The organism is Streptomyces sp. x-80 (assembly GCF_046549095.1).
GTDB classification, from domain to species: Bacteria; Actinomycetota; Actinomycetes; order Streptomycetales; family Streptomycetaceae; genus Streptomyces; species Streptomyces celluloflavus.
On the sequence record NZ_JAJPWM010000001.1, the window covers coordinates 482,729 to 505,294 of the forward strand.

General features: G+C 68.2%; 18 protein-coding genes, 2 pseudogenes and 1 riboswitch. Of the genes and pseudogenes, 8 read left to right on the forward strand and 12 right to left on the reverse strand.

Annotated elements, in window-relative coordinates; all coding sequences use genetic code 11:
- Positions 1-368: 368 nt before the first annotated feature.
- A complete protein-coding gene (locus ACLJWH_RS01885) occupies positions 369-821 on the reverse strand; it encodes a MarR family winged helix-turn-helix transcriptional regulator (RefSeq protein ID WP_411139746.1) in 453 nt (150 codons plus the stop codon).
- A 137-nt stretch (positions 822-958) separates the two neighbouring features.
- Here ACLJWH_RS01885 and ACLJWH_RS01890 point away from each other — a divergent pair, with 137 nt between their 5' ends.
- Positions 959-1,369, forward strand: a complete 411-nt coding sequence (locus tag ACLJWH_RS01890; RefSeq protein WP_411139747.1) for an organic hydroperoxide resistance protein — start codon at positions 959-961, stop codon at positions 1,367-1,369.
- A gap of 72 nt (positions 1,370-1,441) precedes the next feature.
- Here ACLJWH_RS01890 and ACLJWH_RS01895 read toward each other — a convergent pair.
- Positions 1,442-2,280, reverse strand: a pseudogene (locus ACLJWH_RS01895) (alpha/beta fold hydrolase).
- Between the two features lie 682 nt (positions 2,281-2,962).
- On the opposite strand from ACLJWH_RS01895, the gene ACLJWH_RS01900 reads away from it, so the two are divergent.
- Positions 2,963-4,249 carry a PP2C family protein-serine/threonine phosphatase gene (locus tag ACLJWH_RS01900; protein WP_411139748.1) on the forward strand — a complete coding sequence of 429 codons (1,287 nt, stop codon included), beginning with the start codon at positions 2,963-2,965 and terminating at the stop codon, positions 4,247-4,249.
- Between the two features lie 399 nt (positions 4,250-4,648).
- Here the strand turns inward: ACLJWH_RS01900 and ACLJWH_RS01905 are convergent, their stop codons facing one another.
- The 4 genes from ACLJWH_RS01905 to ACLJWH_RS01920 form a co-directional block, all read right to left on the reverse strand.
- Positions 4,649-5,599, reverse strand: coding sequence for an ornithine cyclodeaminase family protein (locus tag ACLJWH_RS01905; protein ID WP_411139749.1), 951 nt, complete (start codon positions 5,597-5,599; stop codon positions 4,649-4,651).
- A gap of 569 nt (positions 5,600-6,168) precedes the next feature.
- Positions 6,169-7,473 carry a serine hydrolase domain-containing protein gene (locus ACLJWH_RS01910; protein ID WP_411139750.1) on the reverse strand — a complete coding sequence of 435 codons (1,305 nt, stop codon included), beginning with the start codon at positions 7,471-7,473 and terminating at the stop codon, positions 6,169-6,171.
- Between the two features lie 336 nt (positions 7,474-7,809).
- Positions 7,810-8,676 carry a bifunctional 5,10-methylenetetrahydrofolate dehydrogenase/5,10-methenyltetrahydrofolate cyclohydrolase gene (locus tag ACLJWH_RS01915; protein ID WP_411139751.1) on the reverse strand — a complete coding sequence of 289 codons (867 nt, stop codon included), beginning with the start codon at positions 8,674-8,676 and terminating at the stop codon, positions 7,810-7,812.
- 42 nt (positions 8,677-8,718) lie between these two features.
- Positions 8,719-8,806, reverse strand: a riboswitch (ZMP/ZTP riboswitch).
- A gap of 376 nt (positions 8,807-9,182) precedes the next feature.
- On the reverse strand, positions 9,183-10,070 hold the full coding sequence (locus ACLJWH_RS01920) for a hypothetical protein (protein ID WP_411139752.1): 888 nt from the start codon (positions 10,068-10,070) through the stop codon (positions 9,183-9,185).
- Between the two features lie 464 nt (positions 10,071-10,534).
- Here ACLJWH_RS01920 and ACLJWH_RS01925 point away from each other — a divergent pair, with 464 nt between their 5' ends.
- Positions 10,535-11,275, forward strand: a complete 741-nt coding sequence (locus ACLJWH_RS01925; RefSeq protein WP_411139753.1) for a hypothetical protein — start codon at positions 10,535-10,537, stop codon at positions 11,273-11,275.
- Between the two features lie 613 nt (positions 11,276-11,888).
- Here the strand turns inward: ACLJWH_RS01925 and ACLJWH_RS01930 are convergent.
- A complete protein-coding gene (locus tag ACLJWH_RS01930; protein WP_411139754.1) occupies positions 11,889-12,956 on the reverse strand; it encodes a glutathione S-transferase family protein in 1,068 nt (355 codons plus the stop codon).
- A gap of 427 nt (positions 12,957-13,383) precedes the next feature.
- Between ACLJWH_RS01930 and ACLJWH_RS01935 the strand changes: the two are divergent.
- A pseudogene (locus ACLJWH_RS01935) lies at positions 13,384-14,229 on the forward strand (GTP-binding protein); the annotation flags it as partial.
- On the opposite strand, the gene ACLJWH_RS01940 reads toward ACLJWH_RS01935, so the two are convergent.
- Positions 14,171-14,449: a hypothetical protein gene (locus ACLJWH_RS01940; RefSeq protein ID WP_411139906.1), complete on the reverse strand. Its 279-nt coding sequence runs from the start codon at positions 14,447-14,449 to the stop codon at positions 14,171-14,173. The pseudogene ACLJWH_RS01935 and the gene ACLJWH_RS01940 overlap by 59 nt on opposite strands.
- A gap of 123 nt (positions 14,450-14,572) precedes the next feature.
- Here ACLJWH_RS01940 and ACLJWH_RS01945 point away from each other — a divergent pair, with 123 nt between their 5' ends.
- Complete coding sequence (locus tag ACLJWH_RS01945; RefSeq protein WP_411139755.1) at positions 14,573-15,154, forward strand: TetR/AcrR family transcriptional regulator C-terminal domain-containing protein; 582 nt, start codon at positions 14,573-14,575, stop codon at positions 15,152-15,154.
- A gap of 135 nt (positions 15,155-15,289) precedes the next feature.
- Here the strand turns inward: ACLJWH_RS01945 and ACLJWH_RS01950 are convergent, their stop codons facing one another.
- Positions 15,290-16,495, reverse strand: a complete 1,206-nt coding sequence (locus tag ACLJWH_RS01950) for a cytochrome P450 family protein (protein ID WP_411139756.1) — start codon at positions 16,493-16,495, stop codon at positions 15,290-15,292.
- 549 nt (positions 16,496-17,044) lie between these two features.
- Between ACLJWH_RS01950 and ACLJWH_RS01955 the strand changes: the two genes are divergently transcribed.
- Positions 17,045-17,296, forward strand: a complete 252-nt coding sequence (locus ACLJWH_RS01955; RefSeq protein WP_411139757.1) for a hypothetical protein — start codon at positions 17,045-17,047, stop codon at positions 17,294-17,296.
- A 1,267-nt stretch (positions 17,297-18,563) separates the two neighbouring features.
- Here ACLJWH_RS01955 and ACLJWH_RS01960 read toward each other — a convergent pair.
- Entirely contained in the window at positions 18,564-19,607 is a 1,044-nt protein-coding gene (locus tag ACLJWH_RS01960; RefSeq protein WP_411139758.1) for a phosphotransferase family protein, read from the reverse strand.
- 8 nt (positions 19,608-19,615) lie between these two features.
- Here ACLJWH_RS01960 and ACLJWH_RS01965 point away from each other — a divergent pair, with 8 nt between their 5' ends.
- Complete coding sequence (locus ACLJWH_RS01965) at positions 19,616-19,993, forward strand: hypothetical protein (RefSeq protein WP_411139759.1); 378 nt, start codon at positions 19,616-19,618, stop codon at positions 19,991-19,993.
- A 233-nt stretch (positions 19,994-20,226) separates the two neighbouring features.
- On the opposite strand, the gene ACLJWH_RS01970 is transcribed toward ACLJWH_RS01965, so the two are convergent.
- On the reverse strand, positions 20,227-20,442 hold the full coding sequence (locus ACLJWH_RS01970; RefSeq protein ID WP_411139760.1) for a ferredoxin: 216 nt from the start codon (positions 20,440-20,442) through the stop codon (positions 20,227-20,229).
- A 6-nt stretch (positions 20,443-20,448) separates the two neighbouring features.
- A complete protein-coding gene (locus tag ACLJWH_RS01975; protein ID WP_411139761.1) occupies positions 20,449-21,639 on the reverse strand; it encodes a cytochrome P450 in 1,191 nt (396 codons plus the stop codon).
- Positions 21,640-21,750: 111 nt separating this feature from the next.
- Here ACLJWH_RS01975 and ACLJWH_RS01980 point away from each other — a divergent pair, with 111 nt between their 5' ends.
- Entirely contained in the window at positions 21,751-22,383 is a 633-nt protein-coding gene (locus ACLJWH_RS01980; protein ID WP_411139762.1) for a TetR/AcrR family transcriptional regulator, read from the forward strand.
- Positions 22,384-22,566 lie beyond the last annotated feature (183 nt).

Here is a 22,566-nt window from a genome sequence, read left to right on the forward strand (position 1 = left end):
GGGCGGGGGTGGCAAGCCGGTTCGGGGCGGCGGTCGGCGTGGGAGGACAGCTTCGCCGAGGCCAGGAGCGGAGCGGCTTGCGGTTCTGCCCGCCGCCGATGAGCGGCAGTGGGGCCACATCGGCGGACACCCTCACCACGGGTCACCGGGCCGGTGTGTGCGGTTGGCCGTCCCGTGGGCGGTGCGGCGGCCTGGCCGTGTACGAAGGTGGGGGCAGCGGTCGGCTCGGCGGCGGCTGGATCCGAGACCTGAAACCTGAGACCTGAGCGGGAGCCCCGGGGCTGATCTCCGACGCCGCGGTCCGAGGTCGCGCCTTCGAGGATGAGTGCCGAGGCCGAGCTGTGACGATGTGCGGGTCCGCGGCGCTGTCAGGCGTTGTCGAGGGAATCGGTGACGCGTCCCAACAGGCCCCGCAGGGTGCGGATTTCCTCGATCGAGAGGCCGGTCGCGGCCATGATCTTGCGGGGGACCGGGAGGGCTCGTTCCCGCAGGTCCGCACCGGCCTTGGTGAGGTGAACGGTGACGGAGCGCTCGTCCTCGGCGCTGCGCTGGCGACGTACCCGGCCCGCGGCCTCCAGGCGCTTGAGGAGCGGGGAGAGAGTGCCGGAGTCCAGCCGGAGCTGCTCACCGATGGCCTTGACGGGCTGCGGACCGCGTTCCCAGAGCACCAGCATGACGAGGTACTGGGGGTAGGTCAGGCCCAGATCCTTGAGGGCGTCCCGGTAGACGCCGCCGAAGGCGCGTGAGGCGGCGTGCAGCGAGAAGCAGACCTGGTGGTCGAGTCGGAGCAGTTCGGCGTCGGGTACCGGAAACGGGGTCATGGGTCCACATTAACCCGTTGGCCCATTGCACATTATTTGATTGTGCACGACCTAGTTGCCTACAACTCAGATGTGTGCCATCGTTGCGGCCATGGGGCGGTCGAGAGCGGCTGCCGGGCTATCGAAGGGGAATCGTGATGGACGCGCTGTACACCGCTGTCGCCACCGCAAACGGCCGCGAGGGCCGGGCCGTCAGCTCCGACGGCAAGATCGACCTCGACCTGGCCATGCCCCCGGAGCTCGGAGGCAACGGCGCGGGCACCAACCCGGAGCAGCTCTTCGCCGCCGGGTACGCGGCTTGCTTCGCCAGTGCGATGGGCAATGTGGGACGCCAGATGAAGATCGACACCAAGGACGTCTCGGTGACTGCCGAGGTCTCCATCGGCAAGGACGACACGGGCTTCGGCCTGGCCGTCGTCATGCGGGTGGAACTCCCGGACAACCTCGCGGGCGACACCGGCCGGCAGCTCGTCGAGGCCACCCACCAGTACTGCCCGTACTCGAAGGCCACCCGCGGCAACATCGACGTCGAACTCGTCATCGAGTAGAGGGGTCACTCGGGGCGCTTCCGTGACGGCGCCCTCCTTCGTGTTCGTCGACAGGGAGGGCCTCTCGGTGCTTCACGGCGGGCCGTCGAGGAAGTTCCGCAGGTGGGCGGTGAGAACGGCCGGCTGGTCCTCAGGGATGAGGGTGTAGCTGTCGGCGATCTCGACGAGCTTGGCCTGCGGCAGTAGCTCGGCCAGGCGGCGGCCGTGAGAGGGAGGCATCACGCGGTCCTCGGTGGCCCAGGCGACAAGGGCGGGGCGATCGAAGGTGCGAAGCGCCTCGGACCAGGCGAGCAGCTCGGCCTCAGGCGGGTGCTGAGGACGTATCTGCGCAGGTCGCGACGTATCTCGGCGGAGCCGACCACAGGCCGGAACCAAGCGTCCATGATTCCGGGCGGCGCCGGCCGCTTGGCCATCCAGCCCCAGGTCACCGGGAGTCGCCGCACGGGCTTCAGGCGGAGCAGGTTGAAGGCCAGGGCCAGGCCGCCGGGCAGCCTGCCGGAGGTGACCAGGTTGCTGCCCGGCAGGCCGGGCGGGTAGTTGTCGAATGCCTCGCAGGAGGTGATGACGAGCCGGCCGATGCGGGCCGTGCGGCCGTCGGCGACAAGGCTCTGTGCGCCGCCCCAGTCATTGAGCACCAGCGTGACATCGCTCAGATCGAGCTGCCCGAGGAACTCGTCCGCCGGCCGGGCGACGCCGAGGATCGACAGGTCGGCATCCGGGTGCATCGGCCGGCGGTGGCCGCTGAGCGGGAGGGTGGGGGCGACGCAGCGGAAGTCGTCCCGCAGCCCGGCGACGACGTGGCGCCAGAGCGAACCGTCCATGGCGACGCCGTGCAGCAGAACCACCACGGGGCCCTCACCACCGGTGTCCTGGTAGTCGATGGTTCCCGCCGAGAGCCCCATTTCGGGCATGAAGGCCCCCTCTGATGCTCGTGACGATGGATCAGCGACGTACCAGCCGCGCCAAACGCGTGGTGCTGAAGTGCTGAGCGAGGCTCAACGCCTCAGCGCTGTCACGCACCTGATGTGTGGTCGGCTCTCCCGTCCCGATGGTGGCCGGCCGCGGAAGCATAGAGAACTCCATGATCGGGTGAACCCGTCCCAGCCCTGCTGCCACCGCTCAGTTCCGACACCTACTGGCGGACGCCCTTACGGATATCGTTCGGAATTTTCCTTCCGCTGGCACCAGCATCGCCCTGACTGTGAAGACGGTCGAGGCCCCGGTGCTGGAGGAGCACCCATTTCCTCATCGTCACCACCTTCGAACGGGACGAATGAAGCTTCGGAGCCTTCCGCGCAGGCGTTGACGGCTTCCGCTCCGTTGCCACGGACCTCCGCCGAGCGGTGTGACGCGGCGAGGTATGCGTCAGCACCCGCAGCGAGGCCCTGTGCTTCCGGACGTGACCCGTCGCCTGACGGCAGAGTTCACTCGCCGTAGTGCTGACACCATGACCCATGACCCATGGCGACCGGCCGGCCGTCCTGGCTGGTCGTGAACGTGAGGTCGTCCGTGGGTTCGCCATCTATCGCGGAGTGTGACGGCTGACCGATGCCTGATACGGGCATTCCGGTCACCCGGATGTAAACATGGCGCATGCCCATTCGACGACTGAGCAATCTGGGGAGAGGGCGGGAACTGGCTCAGGTCCTGGTGCTGATTCCGCTCGGTCTCATCGTCGCGGTCTGCGCGGTCGATGTCCTGGCCCCGCCCGATATCCACCTGGGACCACTTCTCGTCGCGGCACCCGCCCTCACGGCAGCCTTCGCGGGACCCTTCCTCACGGCAGGGATCGGTGTGCTGGCGGCCGCCGCCCTGGTGTTCATCGGCACTCTGCGCAATGAGCTGATCACCGAGAACCTCCAGGCCCAGATCGCGGCCCTGGTGATCGTCTCCGCCCTCGTCGTGCTCTTCACCGCCCTACGCGATCGCGACGAGCGGCGCCTGACGCAGAGCCGGTCGGTGGCCGCCGTCGCACAGCAGGTCCTGCTACGCCCGCTGCCGAGATGGAGCGCCGATCTGGAGATCGCCTCCCTCTACCTCGCGGCGGAGGAGGAAGCGGAGATGGGTGGCGACCTCTTCGCCGCGGCACGTACCACGCGCAGCACCCGGTTGATCATCGGCGATGTACGAGGCAAGGGCCTGCCGGCCTACAGCCACGCCGCCCTCATCCTCGGCGCCTTCCACGCGGCGGCCCACCGTCAGGCCACCCTTCCCAACCTCGCCCGCCACCTCGACGGCGCCATCCGCTGGGACGGCGCCCAATGGCGCACCGCTCCGGAACCCGCTCCCGCCCCCGGTCCCACCGATGCCTCCGCCCCCGCCCCGGACATCGACATCGGCGCAGGCAATGACGCCTACACAGACACCGACACTGGTACCGAAACCGACACTGGTGCCGGCACCGGCACCGGCACCGAAACCGGCTTCGACATGGACATGGGCAGCGACGAGACCTTCGCGACCGTTTCCTTGCTCGACATCCCCGACCACCGGCCCGTGCTTCACACCATCACCTGTGGCCATCCGCCCGCCCTGCTCCTCCGTGACGGACGCGCCACCACCCTGCACTCCAAACGAATCGCCCTTCCCATCGGCCTCGGTGGCCTCCCCGGTGCCCCTGATTACGAGGTTGAGGCATTTCCTTTCGAAGCCGGCGACCTGCTCCTCCTCTATACCGACGGCGTGATCGAAGCCCGCGACCGCAACGGCACCTTCTACCCGCTCGCAGAGCGCGCCGCCGCTTGGAGCGCGAGCAGCCCGAAGCAAGCGTTGCGGCGCCTGCGCGAAGACTTGCTGGCGCATACGCACGGCCGACTGGGCGACGACGCCGCAGCCGTCGCCATCCGTCGGCTGCCCAGCGCCCCACCTCGCTCGAACTGAAGCATGGATTACGTCTCGCGTGGGCTCCGGCCCCGGAGAATGCCTGCTGACTGTTGCCTGCTGCCTGGCGCCGACGGAATGGGTTTTTCTCCCGGCCTACGGGCTGTGGGGTGCGGGGCAGTACACGTTGCCGCCGCTGCCCGACTTTTACTTGAGGGTGCCGACGGAGGCCAAAGTGCTGGGTGATGTGGTGGGTCCGGTACGCGGTGGAATTAGCCTTCGCTGAAGGCCAACTTCTCGTGGCCGCCCGCACCCTTGCGGCGGCTGATGCGTGCCCGATCCCGGTACCAGACAGGGCCCGATCTGCACCGGTGCTTGCTTTGCTGGGAACGACGGCTCCATAGGGGGACTGATGCCGCGGAATCTGCTGTACGGCCGGGGCTCGTGATGGCGAGCTCGTCACTCAAGGAGCAGGTCGACGGTGGTTCCGACGGCTCGGCGTTCGGCTTCCTGATAGGCGATCCAGGCGAGGGCGAGGTCTTGCCAGGGCAGGCCCACCGGGGCGTACACGGTGATGTCCTCGGGCTGAGTCCTGCCGGGGTGCTCGTGGCGGAGGATCTCGCCGAGGGTGGCGTCGGCGGCCTCGGCAGGCAGTCCGGCGTTCGCGAGCGCGCCGGTAGCGGCCGCCAGAACGCGGTCGTCGACGGTGAGCAGCGCCGCGTCCAGGAGATCAGCTGCCAGCTCTTGCTTTCCGGGTTCGTCGGCGCCGAGGCTGGTCAGATGGTGGCCGGGGCGCACATCGGCAAGCCCGAGCAGAGGAGTGCGGGACCAGGTGGCCATCAGAACGGTCGTCGCGTGGGAGGCGACTTCGGCGGTGGAGCCGACGGTGCGGCCACCATGCCGCGCGGCGAAGGCAGCAGCGCGCTGCGGGTCGGTGTCGTACACGATCAGTTCGCCCCAGCGGCGCAGTTCGCGCAGGCCGAGGAGGGTGAGTTCCGCCTGTGCCCCGGCCCCGATGACGCCCAGCGCCGCACCGCAGTGTGGGTCGGGTGCAGCGAGTCGATCGGTGCCGAGGGCGGCTGCCAGACCGGTGCGCCAGGCGGTGACGGTGGCGGAGTCGAGTAGCGCGAGCAGCTCGCCGTCCCGGCCACTGTGCAGGCAGATGACGCCGCGCAGCGCCGGGCGGGCGCCGGGGAACTTCGCGTTGACCTTCACGGTGTAGGCATTGATACCCGGTAGCAGGCCGGGGAGCAGCGCCGTGGCGGTGCCCGGAAAGGGAAGGTCGGTACGTACGCGCTGCCCGGGAGTTGTCCCGCCCTGGGCGTGGTGAAATCCGTCGCGGAGTGCGTGGAGGCAGGTGCTGGGGTCGAGTACGGCGAGCAGGTCGCGCCGAGTGAGTATGCGAGTCACGCCGATCATGCTTTCACCTGCGTGACTCTGTGGACTGTGTGACTCTGCGGACCTGGATGGACAGGGCGGCGGCGAAGCCGAGTGAGAGGGGTTGGGCCGCCCCTTTCTGTTGGTTGGCGACGCTTTACCATGGGCCGGACCTCGGCCCGAGCTGGCAACGCTCCATTCCTCCCTGTGCAGCTGGCATCGCTGGCCGTATGTTCACGGCGCTGGCCACCACCGCTTCATCGGCGTGAGCGCGAATGCCTGAGCATGGGGCCTGGGCAGGCGACCGAGCCAGGAGTCTTGGCAGTCGGTCATTGGGTGACAGTAATGATCGCCAAGGGGGCTGGCGATTCCGTGTACGTACGCCATCGTGTTCTTCGGAGATACTTCCAACGCCGCCGGGAATCTGTACTGGACCCGGTCATCCCCTTGCTTTCCGGAAGTCACCCTCGATTTCTGAACGGGAGGGGGAGGGGCGATCGCAATGGTTCCGGCCGACCGCCCGTCGGGTGAGGACGGGCGGTGCGCATCCGGATGCCAGAACGTGAGCTTCTTCCCCAGGATTCGCCGCACATCTCCGTCTTCTAGCGGTGTGCCGGCTGCGGAAGGTCCTGGTGAGTGGTGGGCAGCGGGAGGGCCCCTTGCTTCCCCGGCCGGGGACTTCCGCCAGTCCCGCAGAGCGCCTGTGCCACATGTGCCTCCATGGCGGCGTCGATGGGGCTGGGCTCAGTAGTACCGTTCCCATTGAGTTTTTGGTATCGCGTCAGATTGAAGCCCAGGGATATCTGGCGCTGACCGTCCGCGCTGGAAAGAGACCAGGTCATGGCCCCGAGTACGAGGCCATTGTGTCCCCAGAATTCTCCGCATGCCGTCTTCGTCATGAACAGCCCCAGGCCGTACCGCACCGTACTGCCCTCGATCGGTACAGTGCTCTTCATCTGTTGCAGCTGGGCAGGAGCGAGGAGACCGCCACTCAGCAGCAGACGGTAGAAGCGGTTCAGATCGGGCATCGTCGACACCAGTGAACCGGCCGTGCCTGCCCAGGACATGTTGTAGACGCTGAAGTCGCGGGGCGGGTTGAAGCCTCCGTATCCGGCCTCGTACATCTTGGCGTGCGGCCCGGTGATGTACGGCGAGCTCGGGAAATATGTATGCGTTAGGCCGGCCTTACGGATGACGTGTGTGGTGATGTACTTTTCCGGGGTCTCGCCGGTGACCTTCTGAAGGAGGAGTCCGGCAATGACGTAGTTGGTGTTGGCGTAGTGATGTCCCGCGCCTGGATTGCCCAACGGGGCTGCTTTCAGGCCAAGCCGGGCCAGTTCCACCGGGGTGAACTGGTGGAATCGGTTGTCTTCCAGGCTTTCCGGCGTCGCGAAGATCGCCGTGCCGTAGTCGCCGATGCCGCTGGTGTGGTTGAGCAACATCCGGACCGTGATGGCCCGGCCGCGCTGCCCGGGGAGGAGATCGGGCAGATAGCGTCCTATCGGCGCGTCGAGGTCGATGCGGCCCTTGCCGGCTTCCTGGAGCACGGCGACCGCGGTGAAGGTCTTCGTGATGCTGCCGATCCGGTGTCGCATCTGGGGTGTGGTGGGGCGTCCGGTGTCGACATCGGCGACGCCGGCGGCTCCCTGCCACTCCGCGGTGCCATCTCGGACGGCCGAGTAGGCGCCATACATTCCCGCGTCATGGAACGCCTTGAGAGTCCCCGTAAGCGCTGACGGATCGAGGTTGGCTCGGTGCGCGGTATCGGCAATCGCGGTGGTGCCTGGACGTTCAGACGCAGTCTGGGAGGGAAGGGCCGAGGCGGTGGGGACCGCCAGCGCCAAAAGGACGGCTGTGGCGGTCCCGGTGAGTCGCATGCGGCGACGCTTCGGGTGGGCAAGGGACATGCTGGCTCCGTCGGTTCAAGGCCCGTGTCAGGCGCACAATCTCCGTTGCCTTGATTCTCACGGAGGGGCAACGCCTGGCCATCCACCCCTGGAACTACCTTGATCCCAGGTCTATATGACATCTGTCAGGTTTGACGGAGACCTTCCTCCCATCGCGCCGTCCTGGGCCGTATGTCGCCCCCTGGGAGCAGGCAGCAGTGAGGAGGCGTGCGGGCGGTGGCTGAAGAGCGTGTGCGGCACTCTCCGGGGGCGTTGGCGCCGCATTTCGGCTGACCGGCCTCGTGAGCGGGGCGGACGACAACTCGTCTTCGACGGTGACGGGTTGGTGTAGCCGGTTCAGTTGCTCCTGAGGTGAGGCGAGGTCTCGTCCGGTATGAATCCCAGTTGCCGGGCGGCTGCTTCGACGGTCTGGGCAAGGAGGGTGGCGATCGTCATGGGGCCTACGCCGCCGGGGACCGGGGTGATGAGGCCGGCGCGGCGCCTGGCGCTGTCGAAATCGACATCACCGATGTTGGCGGGGTGGTAACCGGCGTCGATCACCACCGCGCCGGGTTTGATGTGCTCGCCGAGCAGGAACTGTGGCCGGCCGACTGCGGCGACCACGATATCGGCGTCCCTGGTGACCGACGGGAGGTCGGTGGTGTGAGAGTGGCAGTAGGTCACCGTGGCGTCGCGTGCGAGCAGCAGCATTCCGAGCGGCTTGCCGAGGATCGCACTACGGCCGACGACGACCGCGTGCTTGCCGGCCAGGTCGACGTCGTAGTGCTCCAGGAGACGGACGATGCCGCCGGGGGTACAGGAGACGAAGCCGTTGAGGCCGAAGCTCATCGCGGCGAACGAGCGCGTCGTGACGCCGTCGACGTCCTTTTCCGGAGCGATGGCCTCGAACGCGGCGCGCTCGTCGATGTGCGGGCCGACCGGGTGTTGCAGCAGGATGCCGTGCACATCGGGATCGTGAGACAGCGCGGAGATGGTGTCGACCAGTTCGGCGGTCCCGATTGTGGCGGGCAGCGCGACATGGCGGGAGCGGATGCCGGCTCTCTCGCAGCGAGCGCGCTTCATGCGGACGTAAGTCACCGACGCGGGATCCTCACCCACCAGCACAGTTGCCAGGCAGGGGGCTTGCCCCGTCTGTTCGTTGACGGTCGCAGCTCGTTGAGCGGTTTGGCCGATGATGCGGCGGGCCGGCGCGATGCCGTCCATGAGACGTGCGGTCCGGGACATGGCGTGCTCCTGAGCGTCGATGCGAGTCGCCCAGGCGCACGGCACGGACCATGGTGGCCGGGCTGCTCCCCGGTGGTACTCCACCTCAGCGCCAGTTACAGCCCGATGTCCACTGTAATGGAAGGGGTGTTATGGAGAGACACAGGTGAGCGGGGTGGGAGCTGGCCCCTTGCCCCGTCGCCCCGTCGTGTCTTGATTGTCTCGGCAAGAGGCAGGCGAAGGTCTGGTCGGCTCAAGGCCGTCCGGTGGTCGAGGAGGACGACTTGACGGCTCATGTCGTCGGCGTACTTCGGTGTACTTCCGCGTACACCGGTGCACGCCGACGGTATGACGGCTGTCGGGTGGTTCGACGCGTGGTGATGGGGCCGCGGTCGGCGTACTCCCCGACGTAAGAGCGGCGAGGCCCGGCCAGACCGAGGCGATGCGGTGGGGCGAGGTCGCTCTCCCGGGTCCGACCGCGGCCGGCCCGGAGCATGGTGGGCAGCTCAGACGTCGCTGTCGGCCTCGTCGGCCCGTTCCTTGAGCCTCTGCTCCAGATCTATGGTGTCGGACTCGGGCGGCGCCGCCACCGTCACGGGCTTGTTGATGTCGAGGAAGCGCATGGAGATGTCCAGTGGGCCTTGGGTGGTCTGGGCTCGCTCACGGAACTTCACCATGCGGTCGTCGGGTCCCACCCACAGGTCGAGGTTCAATGTGGTCACCCCGAGCTCTTTGTACTGCTCGACCGTCTTTGCGCGGCGCGTGGCGTCCAGGGGACTCTTGGCGGTCGACTTCTTGAGAAGGTCGTCCACTTCGACGGCGCCGGCGTAGTGCGTCGTCTTGATGCCCTCGACGGTCTCCTCGCCGATGTTCTTGACGTCATGGGACTGGGAGAGCATCGACGCCTGCGCCGCCGGGTCCTGGTCGGCTTGGTGCTGCATACTGCCCAAGCCGCTCTGCCCGCCGAGCCCCTTGCCTCGCATGTCGATCTTCATCCAGTGCTTGCCCTGCATTGCGGTGGCCAGCTCCTTGGCGCCGCCGATGTAGAGGGCGTCACCGACGAATCGGACCGAGAACTCACCTTCCTCCTCACCACCTGCCGCCTTCATCTGCATTTCCATGGCGCGCGGGTGGAGGTTCATGGATACCTTGCCCTCGACGTTTCCCTGGCCGGGGATCTTGCCGGATATACGGCAAGAGAAGGAGTTGAGCTTGGCTCCCTTGTCGACTGCCTTCTGCACCGCGGCGACCGGCGACGCGTTGATCTGCTCAGACTTCCCGGCATGGTCCGACGGCTTGCCGCCGGACGTAGAACACGCCGCCGTGCCGCACAGCACGACACCGGTCAGCAGCGCCCCAGCGGCACGGAACGAAGGACGGGAAAAATGGTTCATGGTCCCCCCATGAGTGCATGACATAGATAAATACGACTGATCGCGACAGTAACCCACAGCACTGACATCCCGTACGGCATATCTTCGCGGCGATCACCAGCTCCACAGACAAGCCGACCACCGCGCACGGGGTGAGTGAACCGATGCCACCCGGGACGTGTCCACGGTTCGGCATGGCCGTCGGGCCCCAATTGCGGGAGGCCGTGATGTGCCGGCTGGCCGAGCCATCTCGCAGGACACCGGATCTGGTTCGGCAGCGGCGCGGAGTTGCGTTCCGGGGGTGGCTGGTCGCTGGGTGCCTCGGGCGGACGCGGTGTCTGACAGTGGTGAGAACACCTTCAGGATTCGGAGGGTGGCTGAATCACACTCTCCGCGACGTAACGTGAGTGAAGAGTGGGAGCGCGCAGTGAGAGGCGAGTGCCGAGTGGTGAGTACTGCGTGGCGAGCAAGGTGGATGGAGCGGCTTGAAGCTTGCCGCTGAGATTTCCGGCGCACAACGTGAGCCGACAGGCACCAAGGAGCACCATATGGCGAGTCCCGAGATGTATACGGCCCGCGGCATCGTGTCACTTGATCTGAGTGCGGTAGCCGTCGGCGACGACATCGCCGGATATGTGGATGCGGGCAGCATCCTGGCGTTTCTGCCGGCAGTCACCGAGCAGCACAGAAGCGATGTGCTGCACTCCGTTCTCTTCGCGCAGCGCAGGGCTGATCGTGAGTGCGCGCGGTTCGGTAATCCTCGCCAGTGGCTGGCCGCCTACCGCCGTGCACTCGATGAAATGGGCTGGAATGCGAGTCCGCTCGGGGCACCCGGACCCGTCTCCGGATCGGGCCCGCTCGACCATGTGCTTCTGGAGGCCCTGCAATCTGCTGAGGTGCCCGACGATCAGCGCGCGGCGCTGGGAGGTGCGCTGGCAGCTGAAATGGCCCTGCCGGACAACGCGCCCGCCGCGGAAATCTTCGAGGGCGCCAGTCACAAGCGGAAGAACGCGTTGTTCCAGGTGGCCACGGTCACCGAACACGAGGGCCGGGTGGTCATGAACGGCGGCGTTTTCTGGCTCACCGCTGACTACTTCGCCCATCTGCTGCAACTCGACGTTGCCGCGAGCCACAGTCTGACGGCGGCGGTCGGGCCGATGCGCCTGAACGACGTGGTGTACGCACAGGTCCGCGACCGGGTCATGGAGAAGGTGGCCAGGGGCTAAGGGCTGTCCCGTCATACCTGGTGGATCAGCGCGCGGCGTCAGATGCGGTGCATCGCACGGCGGAGGAGCGTCCGCATACTGGGTGTGTGTGGACGTTCCGACAACGCGGCGAGGTGCCGTAGCTGTCGTCGCGCGCCCGCCAGGTATTACGGGACAGCCCTTAGGCATGGCGAGGATCCGTGGTGCGGCGCGCCACGGCACTCTCCGACGGCGAAATTCATCTGGCGGGGCCGGCAGGTGGAGGTCGGCCGCGAGCTCTGTCCGGCGGGCTTCCAGCAGGCGGCTCATGCCCATCACCATGCCCGTGTCCGCGTACGCAGATGTGGAGGGGGACAACGGGACCGGCTATCTCGATCAGCTGCACCGATCAGGCCGGCCGCACGGATCAGCCGGCTGGGCAGATCGGGCAGGTCGAGCGGCCCGTTCAGATCGGGTCACCCGATCTGAACGGACAGGCCAGGCGGGGCGTGGTCGGAAGTCGGCCGGGTATTCAGCGCCGACGGGTACCCGCTCCGGCCCGGAGCCTTCTGCGGGGGCTGGCGGCGGGGGCGGTGCCAGGATCGCCCTTGTTGCCGCCCTCGCCGTAGCTGGCGCTCTTGCCGGCACGACCGTGTCAGGGACGGCCGGTCGCAGGGACTTCTTCGCTCGGGGGTACCGGGCCGGGTGGTGTGCCGTCTCCGAAGGGCCGTCCGCCCAGTTCCTCCCGATAGTGCGGGGTCAGCCAACTGGCGAGGTCCGGGCCGAGGGGGACGATGCCGGTCGGGTTGATGCCGGTGTGCACTCGGTAGTAGTGCTGTTTGATGTGGTGGAAGTCGACGGTGTCGCCGAAGCCGGGTGTCTGGTAGAGGTCTTTGGTGTACGACCACAGCACCGGATCCTCGGCGAGCTTGAACCGATTGCATTTGAAGTGTCCGTGGTAGACGGCATCGAAGCGCACCAGTGTGGTGAACAGCCGGATATCGGCCTCCGTAATGGTGTCGCCCACCAGGTAGCGGCGCTGGGCCAGCCGCTCGGAGAGCAGGTCCAGCCGTCGGAAAACGTCGTGGTACGCGTCCTCGTACTCACTCTGCTGCGCGGCGAAACCGGCCCGGTAGACGCCATTGTTGAGGTCGCGGTAGTTGTCGGCGATAACGTCGTCGATCTCCGCGCGCCGAGCCTCCGGGTACAGGTCGGGGGCGCCGGGCCGGTGCAGCGCCGCCCATTCGGTCGCGAGGTCCAGGGTGATCTGCTGGAAATCGTTGGTGACGAGCTTTCCGCTGGGCACGTCCACGATGGCGGGCACGCTCACCCCACCGGGGTAGCCACTCTCCCGTGCGTCGTACGCCTCGCTGAGGAAGTGGATGCCGAGTACGGGATCACGGCCGCCCGGGTCCAGGGTGAAGCGCCAGCTGCGGTCGTCCTGGATCGGGTCGACGATGGCGAGCGACAGCGCGTCCTCCAGGCCGAGCAACCGCCGTGAGATGACGGCGCGGCTCGCCCAGGGACAGGCGCGGCTGGCCACCAACCGGTAGCGGCCGGCCTCGACCGGCCAGCCGTCGCGGCCGTCGGCCGTGATGCGATCGGCGAAATGGCTCCTGGACCGTTTGAAGGGTTTCGAACCGTACTCGGCGTTGGCCGCCGGCTCGCTCGTGGATTCCGTTTCGGTTTCGGGGTCGCCTTCGCTGTCGGCGGGGCGGGTCATCGCCGGGTCCTTTCGGTGGGCGGTGCTCTGAGTTCTCGGTGCGTGCGCTTGTGCCTGTGTGCTTGGTGGGCGTGCAGGTGTGCCGTGCGAGCTTTCCCGAACCACTGCGTGCCTACCAGGGCATCAGCCGCCCGGCGTACTCCTGCCGCGAGCGATGGAGCCCCCTGGGACCCCGCAGCACCGCCGCCGCTGGACACGCGCCGTCGTCGAGAGCGGGGGCTGCCCCGCCCCGGAGACGAGCCGACGGGGCGGGCGCGGGGGCCGAGTAAGGGTGTGGCGGCCGCATCGCCCGGAAAACGAGTTGCCGGCTGAGGGGCTGTTTGCTGTACTCCGGCGAATCACCGAGCGATCAAGGAGACCGTGATGAGGAAGACGTTCATGTTCACCCAGAAGGGAACTTCCGCCTCTCTTGAGGACATGACGTTTCGTGCGAATTTTGAATTTGGGAATTCTGGCGCATGCGGACGCCGGTAAAAGGAGTCTGACCGAACGGCTGCTGCATGTCACCGGTGTCATCGACGAGATCGGTAGCGTGGACGACGGCAGCACCCGGACCGATTCGCTGGCGCTGGAACGGCAGCGCGGCATCACGATCGAGTCCGCTGTCGTGTCGTTCGTCATCGATGACGTCATGGCCAACCTGATCGACACGCCCGGTCACTCGGATTTCAGCGCCGAGGTGGAACGGGTGTTGAGTGTGCTCGACGGCGCGGTACTGGTGGTCTCCGCTGTCGAAGGTGTGCAGGCACAGACACGCGTACTGCTGTGGACACTGCGACGGCTGCGCATTCCGACACTTGTCTTCGTGAACAAGATTGATCTCGGCGGTGCGCAGTACGAGGGTGTACTGCGGGGGATTTCCGAGAAACTGACGCCGTCGGTCATCCCGATGGGATCGGTACGTGACTTGAGCACACGCCGTCCCGTCTTCTCGCCTTATGGCGCGAGCGATGAAACTTTTACGGCCAGACTGACTGATCTGCTATCCGATCACGACGATGCGCTTCTGGCCGCTTTTGTCGACGGCGAGACGGCGCTCCCGTACCGCCGACTCCGCGGCGAGCTGGCCGTGCAGACCGGAAAGGCGCTGGTGCATCCGGTGTACTTCGGGTCGGCGCACCCGGGCGTGGGCATGGATTCGCTGCTCGCCGGTATCAAAGAGCTGCTGCCGGCGACCGCACGCGACGCCCACGGCGCAGTTTCGGGCGCTGTCTTCAAGGTGGAACGCGGTCCGGCCGGAGAGAAGGTCGCGTATATCCCAGCAGCGCCAGGCCGAGCACCAGGTCGCCCGTGCGCGAACCGACCTGGGTGTAGGCAAGCGTGCCCAGGGTGGTGACGGTGATCCCGGTGAGGACGACGGGGCGGCCGCCGATACGGTCGGTGAGCTTGCCGACGTACGGCAGGGCGAGCATCGTGCCGAGACTCTGCGGCGCCGGGAGCAGACCGGCGGTCAGCGCGCTGTGGCCGCGGACCTGCTGGTGGGAGAGCGGCATGAGGATCACCGCGCCGAAGACGGACAGCCGGGAGAAGAAGTTCAGCGCCGAGGCGGCGGCGGACGGCCGGTGGGTGAAGAACCGCAGGTCCAGGAGCGGGGCGGTGGAACGGGTGCGCGGCGCGTGGACGCCGAAGGCGAGGAGCAGGGCCACTCCGGCGGCCGGCAGCGGCAGCCCGGCAGTGCGGGCGGACAGTCCGTAGACGGTCAGGGCCAGGGCGGGGGAGAGCAGCGCCAGGCCGGTCAGGTCCAGCTACCGGGCACCGTGTTCGCGCGGTTCTGCGGCGGGCAGGCCGCGCCGGGCCAGGAACAGCGTGAGCAGGCGGATCGGCACATTGACGCCGCGTTGACCGCCTTCGGCCGCACCTTCGCGACGGAGGCCGCCAGCTCGGACGAGCGGGCCGCCGTCATGCGGCTGATGATCGCGGAAGCGCCGCACTTCCCGGCACTGCTCCGGACGCCTCCTGAGGACCGTCCCGTGCAGCGTGCCCTGGCCGACCGGCCGACCGAACTCGGCGCCCGGGGTCTCCTGGACGTCCCCGACCCGTCCGAAGCGGCCGAATTCCTCGGCCTGCTGGTCACCAGCCGCGTCAACCACCGCTCCTGGTGCGGGTCCGTACCGCTCGGCGAGCCCGAGATCGAGGAACTCGTCGCCGGCGGCGTACGGGTCTTCCTGCGCGCCTACGGTCCGGGCGCCGCGCACTGAACGGAGGGGGCAGCGGCCCGGCGTACGACGCGGCGGCCGGGACGGTCACCCGTAAGCGATCAGGACCGCGGAGTACCGGGATCGCACAGCCGGAAGGCACGCGCGGGCGGCGGCCGGGGTCGCCCGCGGACCCCCCTACGCGTCCGGCCCGGTCCAGCGGACCGGAAGCTGCTGCGGTCCCCGGATGAGCATCCCGGTGCGCCAGGTCAGGGCGTCCGGGTCGGTGTCCATGGCGAGGCCGGGACAGCGGTCCAACAGGGTGCGGATGGCGATCCGGGCCTCCAGACGGGCCAGCGGGGCACCGAGGCAGAAGTGGATGCCGTGGCCGAACGCGACATGACCGCGGGTCTCGCGCGTGATGTCGAAGTCGTCGGCGGCGACGAAACGCTCGGGGTCACGGGAGGCGGAGGCGAGGGCGACCAGTACGGGTTCCCCGGCAGGGATGAGCGTGCCGCCGATCTCGACCGGTTCCGCGGCGAAGCGCCAGGTGGCCGTCTCCACCGGACCGTCGTAGCGCAGCATCTCCTCCACGGCGTTGTCCAGGAGGGTGTGGTCGGCACGGAGAGCGGCCAGTTGGTCCGGGTGCTGGAGCAGCGCGCGTACGCCGTTGGACAGCAGGTTGACGGTCGTTTCGTGGCCGGCGACCAGCAACAGGAAGGCCATGCCTATCAGTTCGCCGGGGGACAGCTGGTCGCCGTCCTCGTCGCTGGTGCGGATCAAGGCGCTGAGCAGGTCGTCGTCGGCGGCGGCGCGCTTGCCGTCGATGAGGCCGTCGAGGTACTTGGCCATCGCTCCGGTCGCGGCCTGCGCCGCCTCCGGGGTCGTCGGCGCGACGATCTCGTTCGACCAGGAGCGGAACTCCTCCCGGTCCATGGAGGGGACGCCGAGCAGTTCACAGATGACGGTGATGGGCAACGGGAAGGCGAGCGCCTCCACGAGGTCGGCACGGCCGTCGGGTGCGCCGAGCATCGTGTCGAGCAGCTCGTCGGTGATCTGCTGGACCCGCGGGCGGAGCGCCTCGACACGCCGGGAGGTGAACTCCTTGGCCACCAGCTTCCGCAGCCGGGTGTGATGCGGTGGGTCGGTGTCCAGCATGTTGGTGAACAGCGGCGATTCGTCGACGCTCGCGTCCCCCAGCCCGGCGGTACGCCAGTCCTTGTTGAGCCGGGCGTCCGTCAGCGCGGCTCGGACGGCTTCGTGGCCGACGACCAGCCAGGCCATCATGCCGTCGGGGAGACGCACGCGGTGCACCGGCCCCCGGGCGCGCAGTTCGGCGTAGTAGGGATAGGGGTCTGAGACGAAGTCCGTACCGTAAGCGCCCAGATCGACAATCTCCGGCATGCGCTGCCCCTCTCGATGATGCGCGTAACCCGGCCAGCAGTCACTGTCACCGTATGCGTGGGCCCCGGCGCCGGCATCGGCCCAGCGGAGGAACCGCATCGCCTCCTGTCCTCCGAACGCAGTGCTTCCGCCGTCGTCCGGAAGGCGGGTGTTCCGCCTGGGAGGGGATGGGGTTACGGGGCAGGCGGTCCTTGAGCGCGAGCGGTCGCGGCCTGTCGCTGTGGGGGAGGCGGGATGGCCGGGCTGCGGGTCATGGGCGAACACGGCGGTATCCCGGCCGGGGCCACGCGCCGTCTCTCACCCTTCTGCCCGCCGCTTTCCGCCCGTTGCCAAGGTGAGGGGGCGGCCGTACGAAGGGGTCGGCGTGGCCTCGTCCCTGAGCCGCGCGGTCCGGCGCCGATGCCGCGGCAGATGACCCCGCGGAGGATGGTGCACCGGTGGCCTCGGACGACGATCCGGGTGAGCGGTCGGGGCCTGAGGCGGTGGTTGTGCCGAGCGGTCTACGATCGCTACCACCTGGGGTTTGGTCTCCGGGCTTGGTCTGGGGAGGTGGCTGAAGTGGCCGGTGTGGTGCTGGTCCACGGGTTGTATCACCGGCCTGAGCACTTCGCCCGGGTGGCCGCGGAATTGCGGACATCGGGCGCCGAGGTCGTCGTACGCTGCGGCTCCGTCCGTGAGTGGCGGACCGGCCACTCCTCATTCGTCGGACGGCCCGAGCTGATCACCGGCCTCGTGTGCGAACTCCTTGACGACGCCGGCTCCCCGCACCTCGCCGGTGCGGGGACGACCACCACACGTTGACCGCATGGCCACTCTGCTCCCGAGGCACACGGCGGAAGGGCCGTCCGGTGTGCGGCCACCCTGCGTAACGGCTTGCAGCGAATTACCGCGTTTTACTCTTCGCGAGGCGACCAACCGAATTATCGCGTCCTACTCTTCGTGAGACGGCCTCCACCCCATCGCAGACGTGTTGTCAGCTTCCCGGGCCACAAGCCTGATCAGCCGACCCGACCGAGCGGCTGCCGACCGGCAGACCGCGGCACGACGAATCCTTGCCACCACAGCGCCGATCAGATGAAGTCGGAGAACCATGACCAGGTCCCACTCATGAACCTCCGCGCACGGCTGCGCCGTACCCCGCCCACGCCCTGCCCCTCCTGCGGCAGCACCGACCTGCTGTGGGAGGACGAGGGTGTCTATGGCGGCGGCGAACTGCTGTGGTGGTGCGCCGACTGCCTGCACCAGTGGCATGCCGGTGACCACGCCCCACCGGCACCGCCCCAGCAGCCGTCGCTCCCGCCGCAATCCCCGACGCCGCCCCCTGCATCCACTCCTGCACCGACCCCTCCACTGGCTCCGATGGCGGGGCTGGTGTCGGGGCCGATGCCGATGCCCTTGATGCCGGCTCCGGCTCCGGTGCCGGACGTCACGGTGGCGCTTCCGGTTCGGTCGGACCCACGGCTGCCGGCTCTGCCGATGCCTGATTTTCCGCATCCCGATCCCTCGGGTTCCGACTCCCCGGGTTCCGATTTCGCGAGCCCTGACTCTCCGGTCTCCCCGCACGCTGCTTCCTGGGAGCCCGAATTCCCGGTTCCTGCGGCGCCATCGCCCGCGGGAGACGTGGCGTACCCTCCTCAGCTGACACATCCGGCGCAGCCGATGCAGCCGCCGACCGGTCTCGGCACGGGCACCGGAACCGGTACGGACACCGGCAGCAGTACCGGCGCTGGTACGGGGACGGGCACCGGTGCCGGCACCGTCGCCGAGCGCGTCATGCATGCCGCCGGCCTGATCCCGCTCGTGCCCTGCCCCGGTGCCTACGAGCCGTGGCCCTGCCGCTGCGCCCACTGCGGCCGGGACGTCGCTCCCACCTATCGCCAGATCCGAGAGGGAGCCGCCGGCTGCGTGTGCCGCCCGCGACGACGCCGTAAGTCCCGGGACCGGTGAGCTGCGGTGGGCAGGCAGGTAGGCGCCAACTGCTCAACGGGACGTGAGGCCCCTGCCACGTCCGGGCGGAGACAGGCTGTGACGTGGTTCGGCGCGATGCCGGGGAGGCCGGTCCCGGACGTCAGGGCACTGGCTGGGCCAGGGCGGACCACGGTGCGGGTGGCCCCGCGGCGAAGAAACGCAAGATGCTGAGGAGCCGGCTGGCCGGCGGCGCGGTCCAGTGGCGTTCGCCGGGCCTGGGGACGGGATCCGCCAGGCGGCCGAGGGCCCAGTGGAGGTGGTGCCACAGCACCCGTGCCTCCCAGGTGTGAGTCCTCGCCGGTGGTTCTTCAGCGGTCTCCCTTCGACATCCGGGAGATCCCGGACCTCTCGGGCCTCCCGGATGTCCCCGATATCCGTCGAGCATGGCGGGAACGGCGCTCAGCGGAAACTTGGCGAATTCGATCGCGGGGTCGGCCCACTGGGCGTCGCCCCAGTCCACGATGCCGGTGAGGTCCGCCGTCCCGGGGGTGACGAGGAGGTTCTGCGGAGCGATGTCACCGTGTACCAGGGTCTGCTGTGGTTCGGCGGGAAGATGTTCCGCCAGCCGGTCGAACCATTCGGTGAGCCAGCGAGCGGCGGAAGCGTCGAGGTATCCGTCGGCCAGCAGACGGGCCACCAGCGACCGGGGATCCTCGGCCGCATCGTCCATGGGAACGCCCGGAAGGTCCATCGTTGTGGCTGTGGCTGTGGCTGTGGCTGTGGCTGTTGTGGCCGGGGCCGGTGGGGCGGCAGGAGCGAGCTGGTGGAGCTTGGCCAACTCCCGTCCCACCTGGTGAAGGACCTTCTGCGCCACCGTCTCGGACAGTTCGAGTTGTGCGAGATCGACCCCTGGTGCCCGGCCGAGCACCATATAGGGCACGTTCATCTCGGAGCAGGTGTCATCGAAGGTGATGACATCGGGAGTGCGTACCCCCACGCGCCGTGCGGCGGGGATGACCGCCGCCTCCTTGACGAGGTCGGCGACGAAAGCCTCCGTCCGAGGGATTCGCAGCACCATGTGGTCCCCGAGGAGGTAAACGTGGTTGGCCACTCCCGAAGGGATGGGCCGTACTTCCTCGGCGGGGATCCGATGCCGAGCGGCAATTGCCGCCAGAGCGTCCTGGCTTTTCTCGTCGTCTTCCATGAACCGGCATGCTGGCACGGTTCGCTTTCCGTGGTCTCTCGTATTTCGACCACCTCGGAGATCATTCCATTGGCGGCCTCAAGGACGGGTGTCCCCCTGGCGAACACCTCGGACAGCATGAGCCATGTGTGAGGCGCGCGCCGCCGCATTCGCCGCGCATACCGCTGCCCACCACGCTGGTCAGGACGCCTACCCGCGCCGCCGCGACCGCCCACGCTGCGCGGCATGCTCCGCACGCGGCCACGTACGCGGTCACCGCCGCCAGGCGTGCTGCCGTCTCCGCCCACGCCGCCGATGCCACTGCCGAGGAAGGCGATCGGCAATTCTGGATCTCGTCGCCGGAACACCTCCGGGCGGTGGTGTTCCCCGATCGCGGCGCGAGCTGAGACGGCGCGGACAATTCCTGCCGCCGGACGGTTCTGTGCCGGCGATCTGCGCTACGGCCGGCTTCGCCGGGAGATAGCGGGAGATATGCGCTGCGTTCGCCGTCGGCCACCACCGAGATGACGGGTCGGCGGCAGCCGACGGCGATGATGTCGCCGCAGGGAGAAGCGCGGCGAGGAGAACGAGAAGCGCGATACAGAAGGCGGCGGATGGAGAGCTGAGGCGCCCGGCCGGTCTAGGGACGGGGCCCGATGGCTTCCGCGCCGTCGCGGATGGTGATGGCCATCGCCGGGCAGACATCGGCGGCGTCCAGGGCGCGTTCGTCAGCCGCGATATCGGTGTTCACCGGCCGGGCGTGGGGGCCGTCGAGGACGAACAGATCAGGTGCTGTGCCGGCGCAGACCCCGGAGGCCATGCAGTGGTGCGAGTCGATCGCGACCTGCCACGTCATAGGTGCTCACCACCCCACCGGCATGACCCGCGGCCCGCGCACGAGCATCTCGGTCTTCCACTCCACATCGCCGGCCAGATGCAGCTTCGGGAATCGGTTGACGAGGGCGCTCAGTGCTTCCTGGAGCTCCAGCCGGGCCAGTGGCGCGCCCAGGCAGTGGTGAACACCGTGGCCGAATCCCAGATGCTGATTGCCGGTCCGGGCGATGTCCAGCGTGCCCGGTGAGTCGAAGCGCAGTGCATCGCGGTTGGCGGCGCCCACCGCGACCAGAACGGGTGACCCGGCGCGTACCAGTGTGCCGCCGACCTCGATGTCTTCCATCGCGTACCGGGGCTGGCCCGCGCCGCTGCCCAGTGGGACGAACCGCAGCAACTCCTCCACGGCGGTGCCGATGAGCTCCGGCTTGGCGCGCAGCGCGGCGAGCTGGCCCGGATTGTCCAGGAGTGCGAGAACGAAATTGGGGATCTGGGTGGCGGTGGTCTCATGGCCGGCGACGAGTACGGCGATGCACAGGTCGACGAGTTCGAGTTCCGAGAGCCGGTCGCCGACGTCCCGGGCATCTATGAGCCCCGTCATCAGATCGTCCTGCGGGGAACGCCGGTGCTCCTGGACCAACCGGTACATATAGGCGCGGAGTTCCTCGCGGTTCGCCTCGAACTCCTCGGCCGTCAGGGAACTCGTCGACAGCGCGGCATCGCTCCACACCCGGAATCGCGGGCGGTCCTCGGTCGGTACGCCGAGCAATTGGCAGATCACGGCGACCGGGATGGGCAGGGCGTAGCGGTCCACCAGATCGGCGGGCGGTCCCGCGGCTTCCAGTTCGTCAAGGAGTTCATCGGTCAGCTCTTTGACCCGCGGCCTGAGCTTTTCCACCTGGCGGACGGTGAATGCCTTCGCGACGAGTGAGCGCAGCCGGGTGTGGTCGGGCGGGTCCATGCCCAGGATGCCGCCCTTGGTGCGCCCTTCGGACTGCCGGGGCTCGTCGCGCTGAGCACTCTCGGCCCGGCTGAACCGCTGGTCACCGAGGACGAAGCGGGCCTCGGCGTAACGGGTGACGAGCCAGGCCGGTTCGCCGTAGGCCATACGTACCCTCAGCAGGCCGGGTCGGTTGCGGGCCTGGTCATACTCTTCGGAGAGCGCAAGGCTCTCGGGCATGTTGAAGGGGTAGGAGACGGGTGCTGTGTCAGTCGTGGTCAATGTGACCTCCCTTGTGTAAGCACCTGCTTACGCAAGATAGGCCGCGCTCTTGGGGCGGTCAACGATGCATTGTGGCCGTCGTACGGCAGGCCGCCGGAGAGGAGTGTGGTGATGGGGGAGTCCTCGTACGACAGCGAGGTGGGTGAGCGCCGCAGGGACGCGCAAGGCACCCGGCTGCTGCTGCTCAAGGCGGCGTCGGATCTGTTCGCGGAACGCGGTTACGAGCGCGCGACCGTACGCGACATCGCCGCGCGGGCAGGGGTCAACCAGGCTCTGCTGTTCCGGTACTTCGGTTCGAAGAAAGCGCTGCTCGGGGAGGTGATGGCGCGTGGCGGCCAGGAGCAGTTGCAGGCCACCTCCGCGGAGAAGCTGTTCGAGGTGGCGCTGCGCGGCATGCTGGTCAGCGGCGGGGCCTCCACCGACCGTTCGTTGGAGGTGTGCCTGCGGTCCATCGGTGGCAGCGACGAGATCGCGGAAGCGTTCCGTGGGCTGGGGAAGGAGTACGCCGAGGTCCTGGCGACGCTCTCGCAGGCCGAAAACGGTGGATTGCGCGCCGATTTGGCGCTCTCCTGGCTGCTGGGAATTGGCTTGATGCGAGTGGTCGTCGCCAAGGAGCCGCTCGCGAGCGCCGATCCGGACATGGTGTGCGAGTTGGTGCTCGGCGTTCTCGGCAGCCTGTTGGAGGGCTTGCCGGGCGGTCAGGGCGAGAGTTCCGGCGAGGGCGCGCGCACCGGACCGGCGTAGCGGGCGCGAACGGTGCGGCGTCCGTGAGGTGGTATGGACGTGCTCGCACTTACGCCCCTAGCCTGACCCGGTCCAGACGTCAGCATCCAATGCCGAACGACCCGGTCTGCTCACCCACTCCCTTTCCGTCCCTGTGGTTCGCGTACTTCATGTGCTCCATATGCGCGGAGGGCGGTGCGCGCT